Genomic DNA, 21,250 nt, shown 5'->3' on the forward strand with positions numbered 1-21,250 from the left:
TATGAATGTTTTATACATATTCAATAATGTACTTATAGTGCTATACTTATATTCTATAAACATTCATTAGCAAGATTTATATACTTTTATCCTTAGACATAGACCCTGGGGTAAAAGATGAACAGAAAAGCTTTGGTAACAATCATAATAGCGATTATTGTTGTAGCTGTACTCTCATACCTATTCATAAAGACTGCACCTCCATCTGCCTCCCCCCAAACAACAATGACTCAAACAACAAGAACAACGATAACAACACAAACACCTCAGACCACATACAATGTTATAATCCAAGGAGCTGGTTCCTCACTTGTGTATCCACAGCTAAATGAGTGGATCCAATTGTTCTATTCTCAAAAAGGTATAAAGGTTAGTTACCAATCTGTGGGAAGTGGTGCGGGTCTAAGCATGTTCTTCCAGAATGTAACCGACTTTGCCTGTTCGGATCCGCCTCTATCGAGAGATATGTGGTTAAAGTATAATGGAAGTGTTTTACAGATTCCTTGGCTTGCTGGAGCAGTTGCAATAGTATACAATGTGCCTGAAATCCCTTCTAACTACATCTTGAAGCTTGATGGATCTGTTTTGGCAGATATTTACAAGGGATCTATAGTTTACTGGGATGATCCAAGGATAAAAAGCCTCAACACTGACATAGCAAATAAGCTTCCACATGAAGAGATAAGACCTGTCTATAGAACCGATGCGAGCGGGACAACAGAGGTATTCACAACATTTCTATACAAATCAACTAATGGTTCGTGGCCTAAAGACCTCGTAGGGAAAACCGTTAACTGGCCTGTTATATCATCTGGTAGGAGTGTGGGTAGCAAGGGCAGTGAGGGAGTAACCCAGATAGTTATGCAAACACAATATACCATTGGATATGTTGAGTGGAGCTATGCAATACTAAATAACCTTCCTGTTGCTGCAATAAAGAATGCTGCAGGGGTTTTCGTGACGCCATCCAATAGTTCGATAATAGCCTCTCTAGAAAAAGCCACTTTACCTCAATCGCCACTCAGCGACTTTAGCGAAGATGCGTATCAAATTGTTTATGCTCCTGGCGAAAATAGCTATCCCATAACAGCGCCAACACATATAATACTATGGAGGAAATATGGGGATTCGACAAAGGCTTTGGCGATAAAGGAGTTTCTGAAGTGGGTTGCTGAAGAAGGTTATAAACACATTATACAAGGATATGTTGCACCACCTGAGAATATCAGAAACCTTTTAATTGGGGCTGCAAACATAATATCGTCTTAGGGCAAGACATTATGAGGATTAGTAGAAAAGACATGCTATTTTTCCTAACACTCATACCCTTCTCGATTTCTCTCCTAGCCATACTTGCTATAGCTATTCTTGTCCTTATTTCAAGATCTTTTGATGCTTTAAACACCTTTGGTTATAGCCTCTTCACAACCAGTGTATGGGATCCTGAACACGGTAGATATGGTCTTTTAGCACCGATAATAGGCTCTATAACAACATCTATTCTGGCTACAGCAACGGCACTCATATTTTCAGTGCCACTAGCTATTCTATTAGCTGAGTATTTACATGATTTGGTTAGAGATGTTCTATCGTCTATTGTCGAGCTTATGAGTGGTGTGCCAACAATTATATATGCTATGTGGGCATCTATGTACCTAGCACCAATATTGAAAACCTATGTTATGGATCCTCTAAGCATGTACATATCCTTCATACCCATATTCTCTTGCAAACCAGTCACAGCTTTCACATTATTTTCTGCAGGAATATCCATAGGGATATCGATAACACCTTACGTTACTGCAATGATATTTGAATCTTATGAGAGTATCCCAATAACCTATAAGGAGGCTTGTCTAGGCATTGGGGCAACAAGATATGAAACGATAAAGGTGTTGCTATCGCTAGCAAAACCGGCTATAATAGCGTCGGTTATACTTGGATTTGCAAGAGCTTTGGGCGAAACAACAATTGCTGTGACAACAATTGGCAACTCAATGTATCTAGGCTCGTGCATATTTTCGCCAGGGTATACAGTCTCTGCTCTAATAGCTTCTCAGTTTAGCAATGCTTACCTTTATAGGTATGCAGAGTCGGTTCTATACACATCTGCATTGGTTGTCCTAGTTATTGCAATTATCCTTAGCTTTATTGGTCTGTCTTTAATGAGTAGGTGGAGGAGGAGGGTAGTTGTATAAGTGGAGAAAAGCAAAGGATAGAATATTCTTTGCTGTAATATTGATACTGTCTATCATAGCCATCACACCAATCATACACTTGATAGTTGTAACCCTAGCCAACGGACTGTCAGTTATTCTTAGAGCTGGCCCTAGCTTCTTCACAAGCATCCCACCAACCCCAACATCAAAAGAGGTTGGTGGTATAGCACCATCGCTGGTAGGCTCCCTAATGCTAACAGCACTAGCCCTCCCAATAACAATTGTGATAGCCTTGTTCTCTTCCATCATGGTTAACGAGTTTCCTAGAAACCCCCTGTCTATAGCTGTTGATGTTGTTGCAAAGTCTTTGGCCAGTATCCCAACAATAGCAGTCTCAATGGTTGTATACCTCCTCATTGTAGTTCCCATGAGAACCTTCTCAACACTTGCAGGTGCCGTAGCGTTAACAATAGTTTCTCTCCCATATGCATACACATACTTCTCAACATATCTGCGCTCAGTACCAGAGATATATAGGGAAGCTGCATACTCTATAGCTATGTCTAGGTGGGAAACAATCATAAGAATTTTTCTACCTATTATAAGAAGAGGTTTTTTGGTAGCAGTTCTTATGACCATGGCTAGAATACTCGGCGAAACAGCCGCGCTACTATTCACCGTTGGGAGGTATAGAATAGGTGTATCAACATCTATTCTGGGGCCAACAGATGCACTACCACTTCTAATATTCGACTATATACTCACCCCCTACAGAAACTTCCAGGAGATTGCGTGGGGTGCTGCTGCACTGTTGTTACTTGCATACCTAATTATTTTCATTGCTACTAAACTTGCTGTTAGAGAGGTGAAGTTGTAGTGTATGCTGTTGAGATGGAGAATGTCAATGTATATATAGGTGATAGACACATACTAAAGAACATAAGTTTGAGGATACCGTACAATTCCATCTATGTCATTATGGGTCCCTCAGGCTCTGGGAAAACAACCATCCTAAGAGTTATAAACAGGCTTATAGATGTAAATCATGATGCTAGAATCGAGGGTGTAATAAAAGTCCTAGGCTTTGATGCGCTGAATAAGGATCCATATGAACTTAGAAGATATATAGGGATGGTGTTCCAAACCCCTAACCCGTTTCCACATATGACCATATATGAGAATGTTGCAATAGCTGCGAAAATTAACGGTGTTGCTAAGAATAGGAAAGACCTCGATGCTATTGTCAAATGGGCTCTTGAAAAGGCTATGCTTTGGGATGAGGTTAAAGATAGACTCCATGACTATCCTCACCAGCTTAGCGGGGGACAGAAACAGAGGCTCTGCTTAGCAAGGGCGCTTGCCATGAAGCCAAAGCTTCTATTGTTAGACGAGCCAACAGCAAACATAGACCCTGTTAATGCTAGAAAACTTGAGGAGGCTATAGTATCTCTAAAAGATGAGATTACAGTCATTATGGTTACGCACTACCCACATCAGGCAGCAAGAGTTGCAGACTACGTAACAATAGTGTATGATGGTAGGGTTGTTGAACAGGGGCCAGCCAACCAAATATTTTTAAGGCCATCCACAGAACTTGCTCAAAAGCTTTTGAGAGGCGAGATATAGTTGTCTCTAACTGTTTCAGAACTTGAGAAACTCAAAGTGATATTGCTTCACATGGCTGAAAACACCAGGGCTATAGCCAGGCACACAATGAATCTGTTTTTAGCTAATAGTTTAGAGGATAGAAAGAGACTCTGGAAAGAGATAGATGATTTATCGATGATATTAGATAAAATTAGAAGAGAGTTTGTAACAGAGGTTCTGGTTTTCATAGCTAGGAGACAGCCCCTGGGAAAGGAGCTTCTATCAGCACATGCATTAATAAGCATAGCATATGATGTGTATAGAATATCTCGTTACTGTAGAGAAATAGCACGAATAGACTCTTTACTAATGCCAGTCTCCGCCATATCAACTATCCAAAACATTTCTAGCATATTTAAAGAAGCTCTAAAGGCATTGGATGCTGCACTAAGTGATCTTGTAGACTTTTCGCCGAAGAGAATTGAAATAGTTAATGAGGTTGATAACCATGTTGATAAAGAGTACCAGGATATACTAAGAGAGATAACAACTAGTGATGTTGTTTCAAGAGAGAAGGCAGTAAAGGCGCTGATAATGAGACATATAGAGAGAATAGTTGACCATGCGCAGTATATAGAGCAGCACTTATCAGAGGTTATATGAGTCCTAAGCAATTTCTTGTTATGTTCAATTAATTCTACCTTATCATTATATTTTTACAGTTCCTCATACTACTAATCAGCATTACATTTACAAAATGTTTATTACCTTTGTAGCATTCTCCTCTTTTAATGAGGTTAATGAGATTATGTGCGATGCTGAGGAATTGCTGATGAGGATTAGAGAGAGCGTTCACATTGATTCGAATAGAATTATCAGATTTGATAATGTTGATAGTATAAGTTTATTTGACAATTTTAGAAGCTGTGTTATAGAGTCTGTGGTAGGAAATGACATATCAACTATCTATCATTGGATTTCCCATACAAAGAAGATTCTTGATGAGTTAACCAAGCTTCTCAATATCCCTGGCTATACCTTCTCTAAAGAATTCTCATCATTTTTGTTAGACCCTTTTCAACATCTAAAGAAAAAGATATTTAACTATGCCTATGATCTTGTTAGGAAAGGTATGGGGCTAGAGGATTTCTATTCCAAGGTGCTCCAAGCAATCACAACATCTATTAGAACTAATTTGAGGAGCTGTTATCAGATATGGGCACTGGCCTCTATAATGAAAATCTTAGGCGGAATGGGCTACACCATTGCCTATCCAGAGAACAGATATCTAAACTTTGATCGGAGTGGAAAACAGAAGCTTGGGGTTATACCACCAAACTTTATTTTGTTCAATATTGGAAAGGGCTATTTGAGTTTTTTCCATGAAGCTCCAAGGCCTCTTAGCTGGGAGGATACAAGTGATTTGCAGAAGGTCTGGGGTTTGTATACTGCTTTGAGACTTGATGTCATGGTGTATAGTGGAAGGGTTCTAGACATAGTTAATTTATCTAATAATCCACCAATCGAGAGACCACAGGTGATATTAGAGTTCAAGGAGTTAGAGGATTGGTGGAAAAGAGCAAGGGATCTTAGAGGCTATTTCAGAAAACCTCTAACAGCCGAGGAGTGGAAGTCCAAATGGATTGAAGGTCTTTTCGAGGGGTTGGGAGAGGCGATGAGCATTAAGAAAACTGAGGTTAGGAGAAGGATTGAGGAGGGGTCGTCTCTGAGAGTAAAAGAGTATCAGCTTATTCTCCTCTACAAATCCACCTACAAGCCTAATAGGATTGTTCTTGTATCGAGGAAGGAGATTCCAGCTAATATAAAGAAATGGCTTTTGGATGCTGGGATAGATGTTATAGACTCTGTTGAATTTAATGAAATGAAACTTGAAGATGTGGCTCAGATTCTAGATGGATTCGTGTCATTTGGCTCTGTAAACAATGTTGTGATAGAGGTTTCTAGAGATGTTGCAAAAAAGCTTGAGGATATTAGGAGGTTGCTAGGGTTTAAAGACCTAAACGAGGTTCTTGATTATCTTTTTAAGGTCTTTAACGCTAAGAGTGGGGGTAATGACAATAACTTTCTCTATAAATGAGAAACTTAACAACGAGTTTTTCTCAGAATTGGATAAGATAGCAGATATTGTGAAATACGATGTGGAGTCACATACATGGATATATAGATTAAATCCTGCCAAGGTCTCTTTCTATGGATTTGAAAAAACTATAGAATTTATTGTAAATAAGCTTGGGATAAACATACCGTTAAGAGCATTGGAGCATCTTAAAAAGATTTCTTCTGAGCCTATCCATGTATTCGTTGATCTGAAAGATGATGCGCTACATCTATACCCATTGAATACAAGTGTTCTGGGTTCACTACTTGAGATGGGGATTGTAAGATATGATCTAATTTCCAAAGTGTTTAAAGCAAGGATAAGAGCTCTACACATGATTCTTGATCATCTTAATGAGGGTGGATATAGAGTTAAGCTGGGATTTCAGATAGATTACAGAGCATCTTTTAAATCATTTTTTAGCATCGCTCTTAAAACCTATCAGGAGGAGGCCTATAAAGCGTGGAAGGAGGCTGGATGCAGGGGTATTGTTGTTATGCCTGTTGGTGCTGGGAGAATGGCTATAGCTTTAAAGGCTATTGATGAACTGAAGGTCAGAACTGTTATCCTTGTTCCAAGCATAGATTCTTTATATAAGTGGGTTGGCTACCTAGTCAAGTATCTGAATGTCTCTCTCAAGGATATTGGCGTCTTTGGTGGTGGGAGAAGGGAGATTAAAGAGATAACAGTGATGACATATGACATGGCATCTTCCAACCTATGGAAAGTGCCAACTTATTTCGGTTTGCTGATAGCCGATGAGTGCCACTTTGCTGTTAGCGATACCTATAGAAATGCATTAAACAATGTTACAGCTCCATATAGACTAGGCTTGACCCAAACCCCGAATAGAGATGATGGGCTACACAGATACTATAAAGCTGTTCTTGGGCCAATAGTCTACAGCATAAGCTTGAATGAGTTTCGCGAAAAGAAATGTTTTAGGAGTCCAAAGGGGTTTATAGTTCATGTCGGGCTATCTAGAGAGGAGTATGAAGAATATAAAAGACTTATGAAGATGTATCTAAATTATTGTAGATCTGTTTACCCAAGTACTAGAGACATTGGAGAAAGGTTTAGAAGAGTTTTGGAGCTGAGTCCATTAGATCAAGGGGCCAGAGAGGCGCTGAGAGCTAGGCTAAAAGCAAGGAAAATAGTTTTGAACATTGATAGAAAGATCAGGGTTGTGGAACGTCTTTTGAAGAGGTTTGAAAACGAGAAGATTTTGATATTTTCTAAGTATCCAGGGGTTGTGAGGAGAATAGCTAGACAACTTCTTATTCCCAGGATATTGCCTGATACTCCAGAGGATGAGAAGAGGGTTTATCTCAAGATGTTCAGATATGGCGATATAAGGGTCTTGGCTACATCGATAATCTTTGATAAAACATTTGACAACTTTCCAGAGCCAAATGTGGCAATAGTTGTGAGTGGTGTGATACCTGGTAGAGACTACGTTAAGAGGATACTCGAAATACTTAAGCCTGGAGACAAACAGCCTCTACTAATAGAGATAGTCACTAAAATTGGTAAGATAGAACCATCAATAGAGATGAAAGAAGCTGAACAAAATATGCAGGTGGCCAGTCAATGACCCTAGGCCTGTTCGATATACCACTTAAAGAATTTGAGGAAGGACTCTACAAACCAAGATATTTGGACACACTTTCTGATCAAGACTTAGTCAACTCCATTATACAGTTTTACAGCTCTATTGTCGGTATGAGGTTTGGAGATGTTGATTGGAATGAGCTAAGAATAGCTATTGGAGATAGACAACTCTTTAAAGCTATAAGAAAGATTATGACAGGATTTTATACTCCTCTACGCGATATGAAAGTATGCGATACACCTGTATCCCCCAAGGTTCTGAGGATACAAGCTTTTCAGCAAATCAATAAGAGGTTTGGTGGCTTTGCATCTTCAGAGAATAGACGAAGGATTATAAAAAACGTTATACATGCTCTTCGCCTTCCAAAGTCAATAGAATTAGATGAGGTTTTGTGGTGTGATGAGATAGACAAAGCTGTCATCAAGAAAGTTGAGGAGCCTTCTGTAGATAAGGTGGTGAAGGAATACAATTTACAAGTTTTCAATACATTGTGCAGAAATAGTATCTATATTGTTATATACTTTGGAGAAGATTGCCCAGCCAAAGACATTATAAGATCCATCAATAGAAGCTCGAAGCTCTATGGAATTCTATGGGACGCTAAATACGCAAACAATGGCTATACAATCATGATTGAGGGTCCTAAGAGACTATTTGGCAAGGCATCGAGATATGGCTACAGAATAGCACAAACACTTTTAACAATCATCCCACTTTTGCGTGATTGCAAAGCTTATTGGTACATAGATGCAATTCTATATGCTAAATGGGCGGATATTAAGGTTCGTATGCTATCTAACGATATTGTTCCCCAGCTTTCGCTTGACCACTGGCTCTTAATAAAACCTGTGTTTGATAGTAACATTCTTGAGAGAATATATGAAGCGTTGAAGGTGCTGGGACTCAAAATATCTAAGTGTGAAGATCCTGTAATAATCAATGACACTATTTATATGCCTGACTTCGAGATTAGAGCCAATAACGATATTTTCTACGTAGAGGTTATAGGTTTCTGGAGAAGGGAGCTCGCTGAGAGAGTGGCAAAGAGACTTTCATTTATATCAAAAATAGTTAATAACATCATGGTTATAGCCGAAGAACCATTAAAAGAGTTTTTAGATGGTATAGAAATATTCACAATATACTATAGAATTATTGATGGAGTTCCTAGAGCTCCTTACAAAAAAATAGTTGATTATATAACGAAAGGAATGACCAAGAAAAAGTCTCACACTAAAATAGTATAGTGCACCTCAGTCTCAGTGTTCTTGACTATGATTTCTCCTAGCACTTTTACCCTATCTAAAAATAACATTTTTGTGCCAGCGACAAGGGTTACGCTTTATTCGCAGATCACGTACCATCTCTGCACCTTTTTGCTTAGCCAAGATAACATATCTCCTCATCACAACCATTAACATTATTGTTATTAGAATCGTTGTAACAAACAGTGAAATCAACCATCACGAACCACAATGAAACCAGAACCCCTCTTGGCGGAAGCAACCGTTTAGACATCAGCTATTCTCCGATATAAAAAGATATAATAATGAAATATTCAACTTTTTCCAGAGGCTATATGGTGTACTAGCAGAATTGCGGTTAATATTGCCATAAACTTGCGTATTAGTAGATTGCTATGGATCTTTAAACCCAGGGCTGAGGAAGGATCAGTTACATTAGATGTTATTCTGTGATTGACAGAGATTTTTGTGAAGCTATGAACACTTGGCTAAAAGCGGGTAAAGCATGTATCAGGCTCTGGATGCATACCAAGTACCCCAATAAGGATGCTAGACAAAGCAGAGGAATTAAAAATGGAGTGAAGCAAGCATCAAAAATATTTAAAAGTAATTAGATATATCGATCAGACTTGAAATCCCCGCCGAACGTGAGCCAATATTATGTTAACTAATAAGCGGCATCTAGATTGGTTGATAAGGTTTATCAGATTTAAGCTTTGGTGGCTTAGAGCAAGGCCTATAAATGATGAGTTGCTTGTTGAGCTCTCCAACAGAATAGCAATGAGAATAGGCACAAAGCCTTTTAAAAATATCAAAGAATCGGATGTACAATTCTATAATGCGCTTGTGTTTGGAATGTCATGCAGAACAGTTGTTGTGACTAGTGCTCTTCGCAGTCTCTCAATAGATTATATAGAGGCTGTATTGCTACATGAATATGCCCATTGTAAATTTAGACATAGCATAAAGATAGCATTCATTGCTATAGCATTACTCTCTATAGTTGTTGGTGCAACTATTTATATTCTGCAATTCATAGAATCAATAATAGATGTGGTATTGATAATAACAATGTTCATAGCTATGTATATCATTATTCAGATAATTCTAAGATATATAGCAAGAAGATACGAATTAGAGGCTGATCTCTTTGCAGTATCACATGCCTCTAATCCTTGCTCCTATCTAAAACTTCTCATGTTTCTTAGTCAAGGAGAGAAAAGTAAAAGAGGTGTTTCTTCAGAGCTTTTCTCCGCACACCCCCCAGCGATCACCAGGGTAGAAACTATTATAACAAGCTTCCCACAGCTAGTCAAATGCTTAGAGTAGTACGTGGTGGGCCCGGGGGGATTTGAACCCCCGACCTACGGGTCTCTCCTCAACGCTCCAGCCTCCTCTCATCCCATGCGGTCGACAGACCCATAGAGTCTAGCTGGAGCCCGCCGCTCTACCTAGCTGAGCTACGGGCCCTCCAAATTTCATCTAGGTAATAGTCGTTGCCTCCCAGCCTTTATATACTCTTCTGCTTATGCGTAAAGACCTCTCACCCAAATTTAGCATTGCATGCCAATAAATGAAAGCACATATGGACATGTCTACAACAATCAAATGCTTAGAAGCTCTAAAAGGATGAATACAATGAACTTTGGCGTACCTGTATCATTAACACTCTTATTGATCTCTTTATTTACATAGCACCACATTATCATTGTAGATTTGAAGAAAGGATTAAATAAAAACATTGATTATAGTACATTCATTTACCAAAGCTGTTGAAAATCAGGTAATTAGTCAATCAATTCGCGGTTCCAACACCTCCTTCGAAAACGTTATAAACTTATTGAAGGCTATATGTGCCAAGAATCCTGCGTCCAACTGTGGCTCACCACCTTTAAAAGCCTCTTCTTTATAGTGATATGCTAAAACTTCTCCCACAAAGAGTTCGTGATCTCCATATAGATGCTCACCAATTACCTTGCACTCAAGATTTGCTAAAGCATTTTCTATTATCGGGGTTCTTATCTTCGATGGATTGCCGAAAACTATCCTTGTTTTAGCGATTTTCGATGGGCCATGTTCGGATCCTGTTACCCAAACATCTTTTAGCATGTTCACATTTGGAACACTTACAACAAATTCTTTATACTTCTTCACAAGTTTGTAAGTGTATCTAGTTGGAGCAATAGAAACAGCGACTATAAAGGGTTTTGCTGATACTACTGTTACCCAATCTGCAGCCATAACATTTACCTCTTCGCCAAGCCTTCCCGAGACAATTAAATATGTTCTCAGTGGATACAATAATCTGTACATAGCCTCACCCCACAATAGTTAATCAGATGCAAATAAAAATGCTTATGAAGCATCTTTATCTTTTGCTGTAAAGCTAGAGCATGTTGCCCATGGAGGTTGTGAGACATCGCTTATCTGAGAAGCAGCTCAAGCTATCCAATGTTGAAAATTTTAGAATGTCACATATTTCATATTGTTACTATCCCTAGAGCTAAGCTAAGTAATAGCTTTCTTGAAGATGAAAGGATATGGTGTTGTTATGTGGACTTGAGATCTCATTTGCCAACATTTAGAAGTAAGCTTGTTGTTGCAGTACTTCTCACGGGTGTTTTCTTGCAAACATTTAGAAAAAGTTTAGAAAGCTGTGCCAGTTGGTAGAGGTATTAGCTGGTGCAATAAGATGCTTAAGGATGCTTTGAATAGAATTGATGGAATGCATGAATATGCTGTAAAGCTTCTAATGGATATCATATCGAAGAGGGGTGTAAATCCTGATTATGGTGGTGAAGGCGAATATGATAAAGCGATGTACATTCTCGAAGTTGTCAAGAGCTGGGGTCTTGGCGAGACCAAGACAATTTATGTGAATGATCCTAGAGCTAAAAATGGTGTTAGACCAAACATACTGGTCTTTATTAGGGGTGAAACTAGCGAAAAGCTTTGGATAGTATCACACTTGGATGTTGTGCCACCTGGGGATCTAAATGCATGGACCATTACAAAACCCTTTGAGCCCAAGTTTATTGATGGAAGGGTTTATGGAAGAGGTGCTGAAGACAATGGACAGGCAATAGTATCGTCTCTTCTAGCAGCAAAAGCTGTTGTTGATGCTGGGGCCAAGCCTAGGAGAACCATTGTACTTGCTTTTGTTAGTGATGAGGAGGCTGGCTCTAGATATGGAATGGAATACATTGTCAGTAACTATCCAGAGCTTTTCAGTAAAAATGATGTTGCTCTGGTTCCAGACTATGGGAAAAGTGATGGGAGATTCATAGAAGTTGCTGAGAAGAGTATCCTTTGGCTAAAAATCAGGTTCAAAGGCTTTCAGATACATGCTAGCACTCCACATAGAGGTGTTAATTCACATAGAATTGCTACAGAGTTTCTACATCTGATGAACATCCTTATAGCAAATAGATTTGGATCAGAAAACCCCTTATTCGACCCTCCATACACAACCTGCGAACCAACAATGGTTAGAAACACAGCCGAGTCACCAAACATTATTCCAGGAGAGCACGAAGTTGTTGTAGACTGTAGGATACTACCTGAGCACCCCGTTGATGAGCTTCTAAAGAGCTTCAAAAACATTGCTTCTACTGTAAAAGAGATGTTTTTAAAAGAGATTGAAAAGAATGTCTATCCAGATATCGAGATTGAAACAATAAACAAATTCAACGCTCCACAACCAACACTTGTAGACTCTCCAATAGTAAAAACATTAATTCAAGCACTAAAAGAGCTAAGAGGTGTAGAGCCCGTCATTGGTGGGATTGGAGGTGGAACATTAGCAGCAAGCTTCAGAAAATTGGGTATACCAGCAGTTGCATGGGCAACACTAGACAATACCGCCCATATGCCAAATGAGTACAGCAAGATAAACAACTTGATTGAGGATGCAAAAATAATAGCATACCTGATGCTAAAATCATGAAGTTTCATTGGGATTCAACCTCTTCAAATTTTTTGTTCCCTAGTTTAATCACTGATTCCAAACCGACTATTGTTTACAACTGAAAGCCTCGCCGTTTATGGCGGGGATGGCGAAAAGTTTTAAACTGTTTTTGGTTGTTAGGAGGATTGGCGTAGTTAGGCATAGAGTTGATTGGAGATGGTGGGCAATGAGGGTTTCCCAACCCTAATCATAATGATGGGGGTTGGCCCCGAGCCCAAGGCAGTGAGAGTACTGCTTGAGATGGAGGGATCTCTGACCACCCTCGACTGCCCCACAAATGACAGATGTAAACAGGAATAGATGCGGGGGAACCGATGAATCGCCTCAGGAACCCTCGCCCTTCAGGGCGGGAGGAGGTTAGACAATCACATATAGCTTAAGTTTCATTGGTCTGGTTCTGACCTTGGCAATTAGATCTTTGTCTACGGAGTTTGCATGCCTCTGAGAATCTCTAGATGATCCTCTACATTCTCTTCCCTAGCCCTTGCATCTAGATAGCTCTGGTCTATTCTATCTTTCCACATGGCATAGAGCCAATAGGCCTTGTCTCTATCCTCTGTAGACCCCCAATACTTCCATCCAACGAGATACATTATTATAAGCTCTTCTATAGGTTCTAGATAGGCATGCTGGTTATCTATTATAATTTTTGTTGGCTGGGCCCTTCTTCTGTAAACTGTTGAGACGATATCTATAGATTTTAGCTGGAGAATTTCATAGGTTGGTAGAAATCCTCTGCCAATCCTCTCTGAAAACCTCTCTAGAAATAGCTCCAATACCTTTCTTGCTTTCTCTCCCTCAACGATTACATCTACATCCATAGTTCTATAAACCCTCCCAGTATATATTTCCACAGCAAACCCCCCTGTAACAACAATTCTTCCAATCCCCATCTGCTCAAATGCGCTGTTTAGCCATGCTATGAAAAATAGATACCTTTTACCCTCATCATAGATCCCTTGAAGCCTTGGAAAAATCCTCTCTATAAAATCTCCATAGAGTTTTTCAACAATCTCTTCTACATCTTTATCTCCAACACTCTTTGAAACCCTCTCCACTCAACCACCTCAATATACAGACTTATAAGCTCCTTACCTGTTTTGGCTAGCCTTACTAGATCGTCTAGGTTTCTTCTCGAAACCCTGTATCTACCCCTGCTAGTGTAAGAAATCTTGAACACCTCTCTAAATTTATTGCTAGGATACATAGATTTGAGCCTCCAAAGAGGGGTTGTGCATCTTGGCTCTGACTCTTTTTACCGCCCTATATTCTTTTTATTGCTAGTCCTGGTATATACAGTTTCTTTTCTATTCTGTTTAGTATCTCGCTTAAAAATAGTGTTATGACTATATAGAATATTGCTATGATGGTGTATATCTCTATGTATGCAAATGTTTTTGAGGCTATCCACTTCCCTGTGTAGACAAGCTCGGGCAAGGCAACGAAATATGCTATAGAGCTGAATTTCAGTAGGTATATCAGCTCATTTGAAAGCAGTGGCATGGCTATTCTAAGGGCTTGGGGCATAACAACATTTGCCAGTACACCAAGAGTATTTAATCCAAGAGAGTATGCAGCTTCCCACTGCGTTCTTGGGATAGAGCTTATTGCTGTTCTCCAATACTCTGATTGGTAAATAGCCGAGTTTAAACCCATTGCCACAACACTTGCTGAGAATGGATCTAGTTTCACACCGATTTGTGGCAATGCATAGTATATGAAGAAGAGCTGTACAACCATGGGGGTTCCTCTCACAAGCTCTACTAGCAACATTATCAATGCTTTTATTGGCTTTGGCGAAGATGCTCTTAGAATTGCTATGAGAGCCCCTCCGCCGAGGCCAATAGCAAAAGAAATGAATGTCACTTCAAGTGTTAGAATTAGAGCAGATAGCAACTCTGAACCATAGTTTGTGAAAATCCTTAGCACTTCCTCAATCATCTATGCAACCTCTCCATCCTGTATAGCTCCATTAGCTTTGAAACAAAGGCTCTTGTCCTCTCCTTCTCAGGATTGAGCAAAATCTTTTCTGGAGGGCCACTCTCAACTATTGTACCATCCTCCATAAACACAACCTCATCTGCTACCCTCATAGCAAACCCGAGCTCGTGGGTAACAATAATCATTGTCATTCTCTTTTCAGATAACTTTTCAAGAACCTTCAAAACCTCTACAGTAAGCTCTGGATCTAGGGCAGAGGTTGGCTCGTCTAGGAGTAGAAGCCTCGGGTTCATTGCTATAGCCCTTGCTATTGCAACCCTCTGTTGCTGACCACCAGATAGCTGGGCTGGATACTTGCTCCAAAGATCCTCTGTTATCCCAACTGACAAGAGAGCCTCGGCCGCAACCTTCTTGGCCTCCTCTCTACCCATCTTCTTAACCTTTACAAGACCCAGCATAACATTTTCTATTGCAGTCAAATGCGCGAATAGATTGTAGCTCTGAAACACAAACCCTATCTCCTGCCTAATTCTGTGAATATCTATGTTCCCACTTGTTATATCTATTCCATCGAATATTATCCTCCCCCTATCAGGCTTTATCAAAAGGTTCAGACATCTTAGAAGAGTTGATTTTCCAGAACCCGAAGGCCCTATGATTACAATTGTCTCCCCCTCGGGTACAGATAGGCTAACACCCTTTAGAATGTGTTGTTTACCAAAGTATTTGTGGATATCTATAGCCTCTAACAATACCTTCATATCGACCCACCATAGCCCAGCAAAGCTATTTTCTTGTGTATTAGATTGGCGGTATATGATATGCTAAGACATATTATTATGTATAGAATTGATACAGATATTAAGGGGAGGGCATATTCCATTCTAGCGTTAGCCAAGTTTATTGCAACAGTGAATATCTCTACAACCCCTATAGCATAAGCTATTGACGAATCCTTTAGAATCGTTGTAAATTCGTTTAGCAAAGCCGGGATAGATAGCAATATCACTTGTGGGAAGATAACATTGCGAAATGCATCCCATCTGCTAAAACCTATTGAAAGAGCGGCCTCAAATTGTCTAGCAGCAACAGCTTCTATAACACCTCTAAAAATCTGTGACTGGTATGAGGAGCTTATAATCCCAAGTCCAACTATAGCGGCAACAACATTATCTATTCTAAAACCGTAGAACACTATAAAAAGCATTAGAACAGGTGGGATGCTACGGAAAATCCTTGTGACATAGTCTATCACCTTAGCTAAGAAACCACCAAGAACTTGTAGAAAGGCTAGCAACGAGCCAAGTGCAAGACCTAGTGAAAAAGCTCCAAAGGACAGTAGAAAGGTGTTTGCAATACCATTCAAAGCTATGAATGAAATTGTTTGAAAAAGTTGTGCAAGGCTCATCTGGACTCTAGCCCGTGTATTTAGAGACTATAGCATCCCACTCACTACTATTAAGAATCTCATTCAAAGCCTTGTTTATCTGATCCAAAAGCTCTTTGTTGCCTTTTCTAACAGCTATTCCATACTCTTCACCAGTTTGTATAGTTGCTGTCACCTCAACATTGTATTTCTTTGCAAGAGCCTTGGCCACGGGAGAGTCTACTAAAACGGCATCGACCCTGCCATTAATAAGGTCTTGAACTGCTAGTGTGTATGAGGAATACCTCTTAATATTTATGCTAAGCCCCTTATTGACATATTCGTCGAGAAGCTCCTCAGCCGTGGTACCACTTTGAACACCAACAACATGGTTGGCCAGGTCCTCTATAGACGACGGCCTATAGGAAGACCCCTTAACAACTATTATAGCCTGATCAGCTTTCCAATACGGTATACTAAAATCAACTCTCTTAGCCCTCTCCTCAGTTATGGTCATACCAGATATAACAACATCCACTTGACCCTGTTCAAGAGCTGGTATAAGCCCATCGAAATCCATGCTCACAATCTGAACCTTGTACCCAAGCTTATTGGCTATAGCCTTAATCAAGTCAATGTCTATGCCGACAACCTCATTATTACTCTCATTTATAAATTCAAAGGGCGGAAAATCAGGCGAGGTACCAACTCTTAAGACTTTTTCTGCAGGCTTTGAGAAAACCAAGTAATAGGCTGCAAAGGCAACTATCGCAACAAGTATGATAGCCACTATTACGTATAGCCATCTACTCATTGCTATATACCTGCAAAGATTTTTTGATTGGGTATAGGTATAAAAGTTTTGATAAAAACCAATCCTTTGACCGTTGTTTTAAGCTTCATATAGGTTTGTAATGGTTCAATACCTATACCTCTCTCCACAACACCTTAGCACTTTTTAGTGCCCATTCTGAAAAACATACCAATAAATTTCACCAAATTTTTATTGAAAACAAAAGTTGTATCATGTAGAGCAAGGGTATTGTAGACTGTGATCCCTTAGTTGCCATTCTAATGCAAAATCCTATTAGCAACTTTGATGTTGTTAACACCAATATATTTGCATTAATTGCTGTGATATGACCTACAATAATTTTTCCAACAAATATGGATACTGCAATAGCTAAGGTGTATCTAAAGAATGTGTACTGGTTACTGAAACATTTTAAACAAACCTTGAGACATTTTCTTTGTGTTCGAGATAGTCCGATATTTTGTTATATGCATCTTTGAAGTCATTGCATAGGGTTTTTATACCGTGTTTTTGCATCAATGAATTTGCGCCAAAAACCTAGCTAATGTTTCATGATCAAGCACATGCTATGTATTTAAGAGCCATACTATACTTTTTTCTTACCTCTGCTTTATAATATGATATTATGTTAGCGTTGTGGCGGGCCCGGGGGGATTCGAACCTCCGACCACCGACTTCAGTGGCTTTGCTTCTCTGCTTTTCGTATGTATTCGCTACATAGTTCTAGTATTCCCTTGTAGTCGTCTGATGAGATATCGTCTCCTACTCTAAGCTCTAGGAGGCTTCTACACTCTTCTTCGCCGAGCCTGAGCCTGGCCATGGGTTCACCACTTACTTGTTTACTGTTGCTCACATAATTATGCCTTGCCGGCTCTTGGTTAGTGGGGAGCGCAGTGTCTCTTGTTGTGGAGAGTGATAGGAGCGTTGAAGCAGGGGTGAAGCAGAGGTACACAGTGTACGTAAAGCCATCGAAGAAGGTAGTCGTTACCAGACCGGGTTCAGAAGCAAGCGTATCATTACATGTAGAGTCGAACACCAGTCTAGAAGTCCACTTATTCGTCGAGGGACTAGAGCCGACCATAGCAACCTACACTCTTTCACCGCAGAGGGAATATATACCGTTCACTTCGAGCCTGGAGCTCCTAGTGTCGCATAACGTTATAATAAACTAATAATAAAAATAACTAGATATATGGTCTTGAAAATTGGGAAAAAATAGAAAATGAGTTGGGATATTAGCTGTTGCTAAAGCTTATTGTTACTGGGATATTCCAATGAACCGAGTAATCCCACTCCCACCAACACCAGAACAAGAAACAACTCTGGTACCAATGTCTGAATCCAGCAGCAGGGCCAAGTTCTATTGTATACGTTTGAGTGCCTGGATATGTTGGATATGTTTTGATATAAGCTACTGTAATTTCAAATGTCCATGCAGCTCCTAGTTCTGCAGAACTTGGTGGAGGTTCGTTGCAGTGCCAGAACTCCCAATGGCTCTTGGGGTAAACGTCTGTTAGAGACCATGATACACCATTTGCGCGCCATGATGTTGACTGAGTATAGCTCGCAGTGATGGCTGGCCCATTCTTAGATATTGAAGCTGATACGCTAAACGTTTCACTCCAACTTTGTGCACAACTTGTTTGAGATGACTGCGGAATCAAGTTGTAAATGCCAAAGACACCATATTTATCATAGATATATGGGCCAACGCCTCCACCAGTAGCACTTTGACCTGCTTTTCCAGCAACAGTAAATCCATCATTATTGCTTGAGGGATTTACAGGATCGACAATATCTCTCAAATACACTGCATACCATTCATGATATCCAGCCTGTGTATATCCAGCGAATTTATATACTTCATAGTAATAATATATGTTACCATAAGAACTACTTTGATAGCCATAACCAACCAATATCAAATTCCAATTTTGTTGTGTCACACCAGCATTTACATCAGGCAAGCATAGTATTGCTAACAGGCCTAAAAGAGCTAGCAGAACCGACAGATGCGCTCTGCCTATCGCCCTCATCATACTCACCCCTTCACCTCCCAGGTACTAAATCATTTTCTGCTTTTACAACTAACATTAGGGTATTAAGCAATGCCTTTTGGATTGCATCATCTATGTTGTTGAAGTCGTCGATATGCACTGTGCCTGTAAAATCGATTGGAACTAGCCGCCCATCTATGTTCCTATATGTCCTGCCTACAACGATTAACAAATTCTGTGATATGGTTTCGGCTCTTCCATCTTTATACTGTTTTGTGATTGTAACTCTAGATTCGCTAATGTAGCTGAGTGGTGGGTCAAATAATTTACTAATACTCTGAATTACTCTTGAATCATTTGCTACAAAAAGTATGTAGTTGCTGCCTCGTGCAAGTCCACGAAGAACATCGATGTTTCTAGCAGAAGAATTTATCTCTTTCAACACCTCCTCGTCTAACAGATTCAATATGACTATAGACGGCTTCCAAAGTTCGCTACCAGCAAGCGTGGATACACTACCACATCTTGTTGTCGAAGCGTTAATGTTCTTATAAGTCAAGATTTTCTGCAGGTTTTTGTACAGCACACTGCTATTGTGTTCTACAACTATGAAGCTCCATTTATTAAGGAGTTGCAAATCAATACCAGCTTCAACGTCGCTTTTCGGGATTACACTATTTTCCTTGCTTGCAATTGCAGATGAATATATCAAACCACCAATTATTGACAAGCCTATGACAATCAACACTATGCTAACCTTATTATTTAGCCTAATCATAGAAGACAACTTTACACCCCAAGTTATAAAGTTAAGGTAAGAAAGTTAAAAAACTTTTATGACAGTATTTGTTTTCCCTCTATAGCAATGCTTTTTACTACAGGCCTTCGTATGCCTATTATATTTACTTCCCTCTCCACTCCTCATAGCCTACACCACTGGTTTCCACAGATTTGAATGTTGGAGTGTTGCTTGAAATGAATATTTATACGATATAGCTATGGGTGTGATGGTCTTGTGTTTTTCCGCTGAGAGAATAGCTCTCGGGGTTTACCGCTGGTACTTGAAGTAGGTGTTGTCGTTCTTCTTGTTCACGTGTTCTTCGGGCACAACGAGGTGTTTGGTAATTGCACGTGCTTGTGCGGGGTTGTAGTTTACCTCTGCTACTAACTCTCCATAGATGGTTTCTAGCCTAAATCCCCCGGTGTTATCGGGGTAGACAGCTATATATAGTATTAGTGGCGATCCCTAAGCTAGCCGTCCCATGGTTTTAAGTATGTAGTGTATTTTCCTCGCTTCTCTGTAACTGTCATGGAAGCACGCCTTTATTAGGCCGCCTACTGGCTGCACGTGTACGAACTCCTGCCTGAAGCCCATATCCCGAAGTATTTCCGCTAGCCTTTCGGAGCGGAAGTAGTGGTAGTTGGGTTTAGCCTTCTTCTCCCAGTAGATGAATATGTCGTCAATCCACAGTACCCATCTTCCATTCTCCCGCGTGCCTACGAGGGTGTGCTGTATTAGCCCCAGCGCTCTTCGTGTCTGACCCTGCTCTACTAGCCTTTCAGCAATGCGAAGCACCCTCTTGACAGCTAGTGGAATGGTCTTCTCCCTTGCGGTGCCTCTGCCTTCTGCTTCCGAATCCGTGGCAAGTGTCTCTAGCAATTGTTTGGCACCCTTCCGGCCGCTTCTAACCCGTTTAGCATCTATTAGCTCTAGGATTAGCTCCTCATCGTCTACAGCGGTGTAGTACCTGCCCTGCCTCTTCACGATTATTCCCTTGTTCGCCATCATCTCGATGAGGTCTCCGACCGTGCCGTTGCTCACCTCCCTGCGTTTGAAGAACTCGTAGATGGCCTTTATGTCGGTGAAGCTCATTCCTCTATCTCGTAGAAAGCTGCTTAGGAGGAACCAGATGACGTACTGTATCCCATTGATGAAAGTCTAAATATATTATAGTAGCTTAGCAGTATGTGCAGGTAATTCACTACCTCTACTGGGAGGCTATGCGGCAGTATGACGAGCATTAGGTTTATGGTGCCGAGAACCTCGTTGAACGTACTCCTAGCGATAACTTGGAATGGGTACATCCCTAGTTTGTTTTGTTTTCTAGGAACCCCCTATACGGGGGTTATGTTCCTCTCTTGCCGGGGGTTGATACGGCATAAGCATCAACAGCATAATAATTATCATCAACAACGGTATCAATAATGCTTGGTAATGTTTTAGAGCTAATAACCTATAACCCTTCTAGAAAATAGGTATAAAAACTTATCGGGAACTGCCTCAATTCTTTGTATGTTTTGTGGCGGGCCCGGGGGGATTCGAACCCCCGACCACCGGCTTAGGAGGCCGGCGCTCTGTCCTGGCTGAGCTACGGGCCCGCTAGATCTGTTTGTGCCTAGGTTTTTATTTTTTCATAGGCTTGCTTGAATAGTATTGCGTCTTC

At 40.2% G+C, this 21,250-nt stretch carries 22 protein-coding genes and 2 tRNA genes; 11 read left to right on the forward strand and 13 right to left on the reverse strand.

Annotated features, from left to right (window positions below):
- The first annotated feature begins 117 nt into the window (after positions 1 to 117).
- From pstS to QW284_09200, 9 genes are all read left to right on the forward strand, one after another.
- On the forward strand, positions 118 to 1,269 hold the full coding sequence (gene pstS / locus QW284_09160) for a phosphate ABC transporter substrate-binding protein PstS (protein MEM0339834.1): 1,152 nt from the start codon (positions 118 to 120) through the stop codon (positions 1,267 to 1,269).
- 11 nt (positions 1,270 to 1,280) lie between these two features.
- A complete protein-coding gene (gene pstC, locus QW284_09165) occupies positions 1,281 to 2,198 on the forward strand; it encodes a phosphate ABC transporter permease subunit PstC (protein MEM0339835.1) in 918 nt (305 codons plus the stop codon).
- The gene (locus QW284_09170) at positions 2,191 to 3,036 is read left to right on the forward strand and encodes an ABC transporter permease subunit (GenBank protein ID MEM0339836.1); all 846 of its coding nucleotides are present in this window, start codon (positions 2,191 to 2,193) and stop codon (positions 3,034 to 3,036) included. The genes pstC and QW284_09170 overlap by 8 nt, the downstream gene beginning before the upstream one ends.
- Positions 3,036 to 3,785: a phosphate ABC transporter ATP-binding protein gene (locus QW284_09175; protein ID MEM0339837.1), complete on the forward strand. Its 750-nt coding sequence runs from the start codon at positions 3,036 to 3,038 to the stop codon at positions 3,783 to 3,785. The genes QW284_09170 and QW284_09175 overlap by 1 nt, the downstream gene beginning before the upstream one ends.
- Positions 3,786 to 4,409 (forward strand): PhoU domain-containing protein, encoded by a 624-nt coding sequence (locus QW284_09180; protein ID MEM0339838.1) that lies wholly within the window; start codon positions 3,786 to 3,788, stop codon positions 4,407 to 4,409.
- 145 nt (positions 4,410 to 4,554) lie between these two features.
- Positions 4,555 to 5,844, forward strand: coding sequence for a hypothetical protein (locus QW284_09185; GenBank protein ID MEM0339839.1), 1,290 nt, complete (start codon positions 4,555 to 4,557; stop codon positions 5,842 to 5,844).
- Positions 5,819 to 7,459, forward strand: a complete 1,641-nt coding sequence (locus tag QW284_09190; GenBank protein ID MEM0339840.1) for a DEAD/DEAH box helicase — start codon at positions 5,819 to 5,821, stop codon at positions 7,457 to 7,459. The genes QW284_09185 and QW284_09190 overlap by 26 nt, the downstream gene beginning before the upstream one ends.
- Positions 7,456 to 8,724: a DUF790 family protein gene (locus QW284_09195; protein ID MEM0339841.1), complete on the forward strand. Its 1,269-nt coding sequence runs from the start codon at positions 7,456 to 7,458 to the stop codon at positions 8,722 to 8,724. The genes QW284_09190 and QW284_09195 overlap by 4 nt, the downstream gene beginning before the upstream one ends.
- A 687-nt stretch (positions 8,725 to 9,411) precedes the next feature.
- Entirely contained in the window at positions 9,412 to 10,050 is a 639-nt protein-coding gene (locus QW284_09200) for a M48 family metalloprotease (protein ID MEM0339842.1), read from the forward strand.
- A gap of 4 nt (positions 10,051 to 10,054) precedes the next feature.
- Here the strand turns inward: QW284_09200 and QW284_09205 are convergent.
- Positions 10,055 to 10,191 (reverse strand) — tRNA-Trp (locus tag QW284_09205).
- Positions 10,192 to 10,512: 321 nt separating this feature from the next.
- Positions 10,513 to 11,034, reverse strand: coding sequence for a flavin reductase family protein (locus tag QW284_09210; GenBank protein MEM0339843.1), 522 nt, complete (start codon positions 11,032 to 11,034; stop codon positions 10,513 to 10,515).
- A gap of 379 nt (positions 11,035 to 11,413) precedes the next feature.
- On the opposite strand from QW284_09210, the gene QW284_09215 reads away from it, so the two are divergent.
- On the forward strand, positions 11,414 to 12,667 hold the full coding sequence (locus QW284_09215; GenBank protein MEM0339844.1) for a M20 family metallo-hydrolase: 1,254 nt from the start codon (positions 11,414 to 11,416) through the stop codon (positions 12,665 to 12,667).
- Positions 12,668 to 13,110: 443 nt separating this feature from the next.
- On the opposite strand, the gene QW284_09220 is transcribed toward QW284_09215, so the two are convergent.
- The 7 genes from QW284_09220 to QW284_09250 all read right to left on the reverse strand — a co-directional run bounded on the left by QW284_09220 (position 13,111) and on the right by QW284_09250 (position 17,629).
- Positions 13,111 to 13,746, reverse strand: a complete 636-nt coding sequence (locus tag QW284_09220; GenBank protein ID MEM0339845.1) for a hypothetical protein — start codon at positions 13,744 to 13,746, stop codon at positions 13,111 to 13,113.
- Positions 13,707 to 13,895 carry a hypothetical protein gene (locus QW284_09225; GenBank protein MEM0339846.1) on the reverse strand — a complete coding sequence of 63 codons (189 nt, stop codon included), beginning with the start codon at positions 13,893 to 13,895 and terminating at the stop codon, positions 13,707 to 13,709. Before QW284_09225 ends, QW284_09220 begins: the two co-directional genes overlap by 40 nt.
- A gap of 56 nt (positions 13,896 to 13,951) precedes the next feature.
- Positions 13,952 to 14,629 carry an amino acid ABC transporter permease gene (locus QW284_09230; protein MEM0339847.1) on the reverse strand — a complete coding sequence of 226 codons (678 nt, stop codon included), beginning with the start codon at positions 14,627 to 14,629 and terminating at the stop codon, positions 13,952 to 13,954.
- Positions 14,626 to 15,390, reverse strand: a complete 765-nt coding sequence (locus QW284_09235; protein MEM0339848.1) for an amino acid ABC transporter ATP-binding protein — start codon at positions 15,388 to 15,390, stop codon at positions 14,626 to 14,628. The genes QW284_09230 and QW284_09235 overlap by 4 nt, the downstream gene beginning before the upstream one ends.
- Positions 15,387 to 16,037 carry an ABC transporter permease subunit gene (locus QW284_09240; protein ID MEM0339849.1) on the reverse strand — a complete coding sequence of 217 codons (651 nt, stop codon included), beginning with the start codon at positions 16,035 to 16,037 and terminating at the stop codon, positions 15,387 to 15,389. The genes QW284_09235 and QW284_09240 overlap by 4 nt, the downstream gene beginning before the upstream one ends.
- A 7-nt stretch (positions 16,038 to 16,044) precedes the next feature.
- Positions 16,045 to 16,809, reverse strand: coding sequence for a basic amino acid ABC transporter substrate-binding protein (locus QW284_09245; protein MEM0339850.1), 765 nt, complete (start codon positions 16,807 to 16,809; stop codon positions 16,045 to 16,047).
- Between the two features lie 676 nt (positions 16,810 to 17,485).
- Positions 17,486 to 17,629, reverse strand: a complete 144-nt coding sequence (locus tag QW284_09250) for a hypothetical protein (protein MEM0339851.1) — start codon at positions 17,627 to 17,629, stop codon at positions 17,486 to 17,488.
- Positions 17,630 to 17,702: 73 nt separating this feature from the next.
- On the opposite strand from QW284_09250, the gene QW284_09255 reads away from it, so the two are divergent.
- Positions 17,703 to 17,981 (forward strand): hypothetical protein, encoded by a 279-nt coding sequence (locus QW284_09255; protein MEM0339852.1) that lies wholly within the window; start codon positions 17,703 to 17,705, stop codon positions 17,979 to 17,981.
- Positions 17,982 to 18,044: 63 nt separating this feature from the next.
- Here QW284_09255 and QW284_09260 read toward each other — a convergent pair whose 3' ends face one another.
- The 4 genes from QW284_09260 to QW284_09275 form a co-directional block, all read right to left on the reverse strand.
- Complete coding sequence (locus QW284_09260; GenBank protein ID MEM0339853.1) at positions 18,045 to 18,845, reverse strand: hypothetical protein; 801 nt, start codon at positions 18,843 to 18,845, stop codon at positions 18,045 to 18,047.
- Positions 18,846 to 18,858: 13 nt separating this feature from the next.
- Positions 18,859 to 19,593, reverse strand: a complete 735-nt coding sequence (locus QW284_09265) for a hypothetical protein (GenBank protein ID MEM0339854.1) — start codon at positions 19,591 to 19,593, stop codon at positions 18,859 to 18,861.
- 459 nt (positions 19,594 to 20,052) lie between these two features.
- Positions 20,053 to 20,679, reverse strand: coding sequence for a hypothetical protein (locus QW284_09270; GenBank protein ID MEM0339855.1), 627 nt, complete (start codon positions 20,677 to 20,679; stop codon positions 20,053 to 20,055).
- Between the two features lie 428 nt (positions 20,680 to 21,107).
- Positions 21,108 to 21,185 (reverse strand) — tRNA-Arg (locus tag QW284_09275).
- Positions 21,186 to 21,250: the final 65 nt, after the last annotated feature.

Origin of the sequence: Ignisphaera sp. (assembly GCA_038735125.1) — an archaeon.
Lineage (GTDB): Archaea > Thermoproteota > Thermoprotei_A > Sulfolobales > Ignisphaeraceae > Ignisphaera.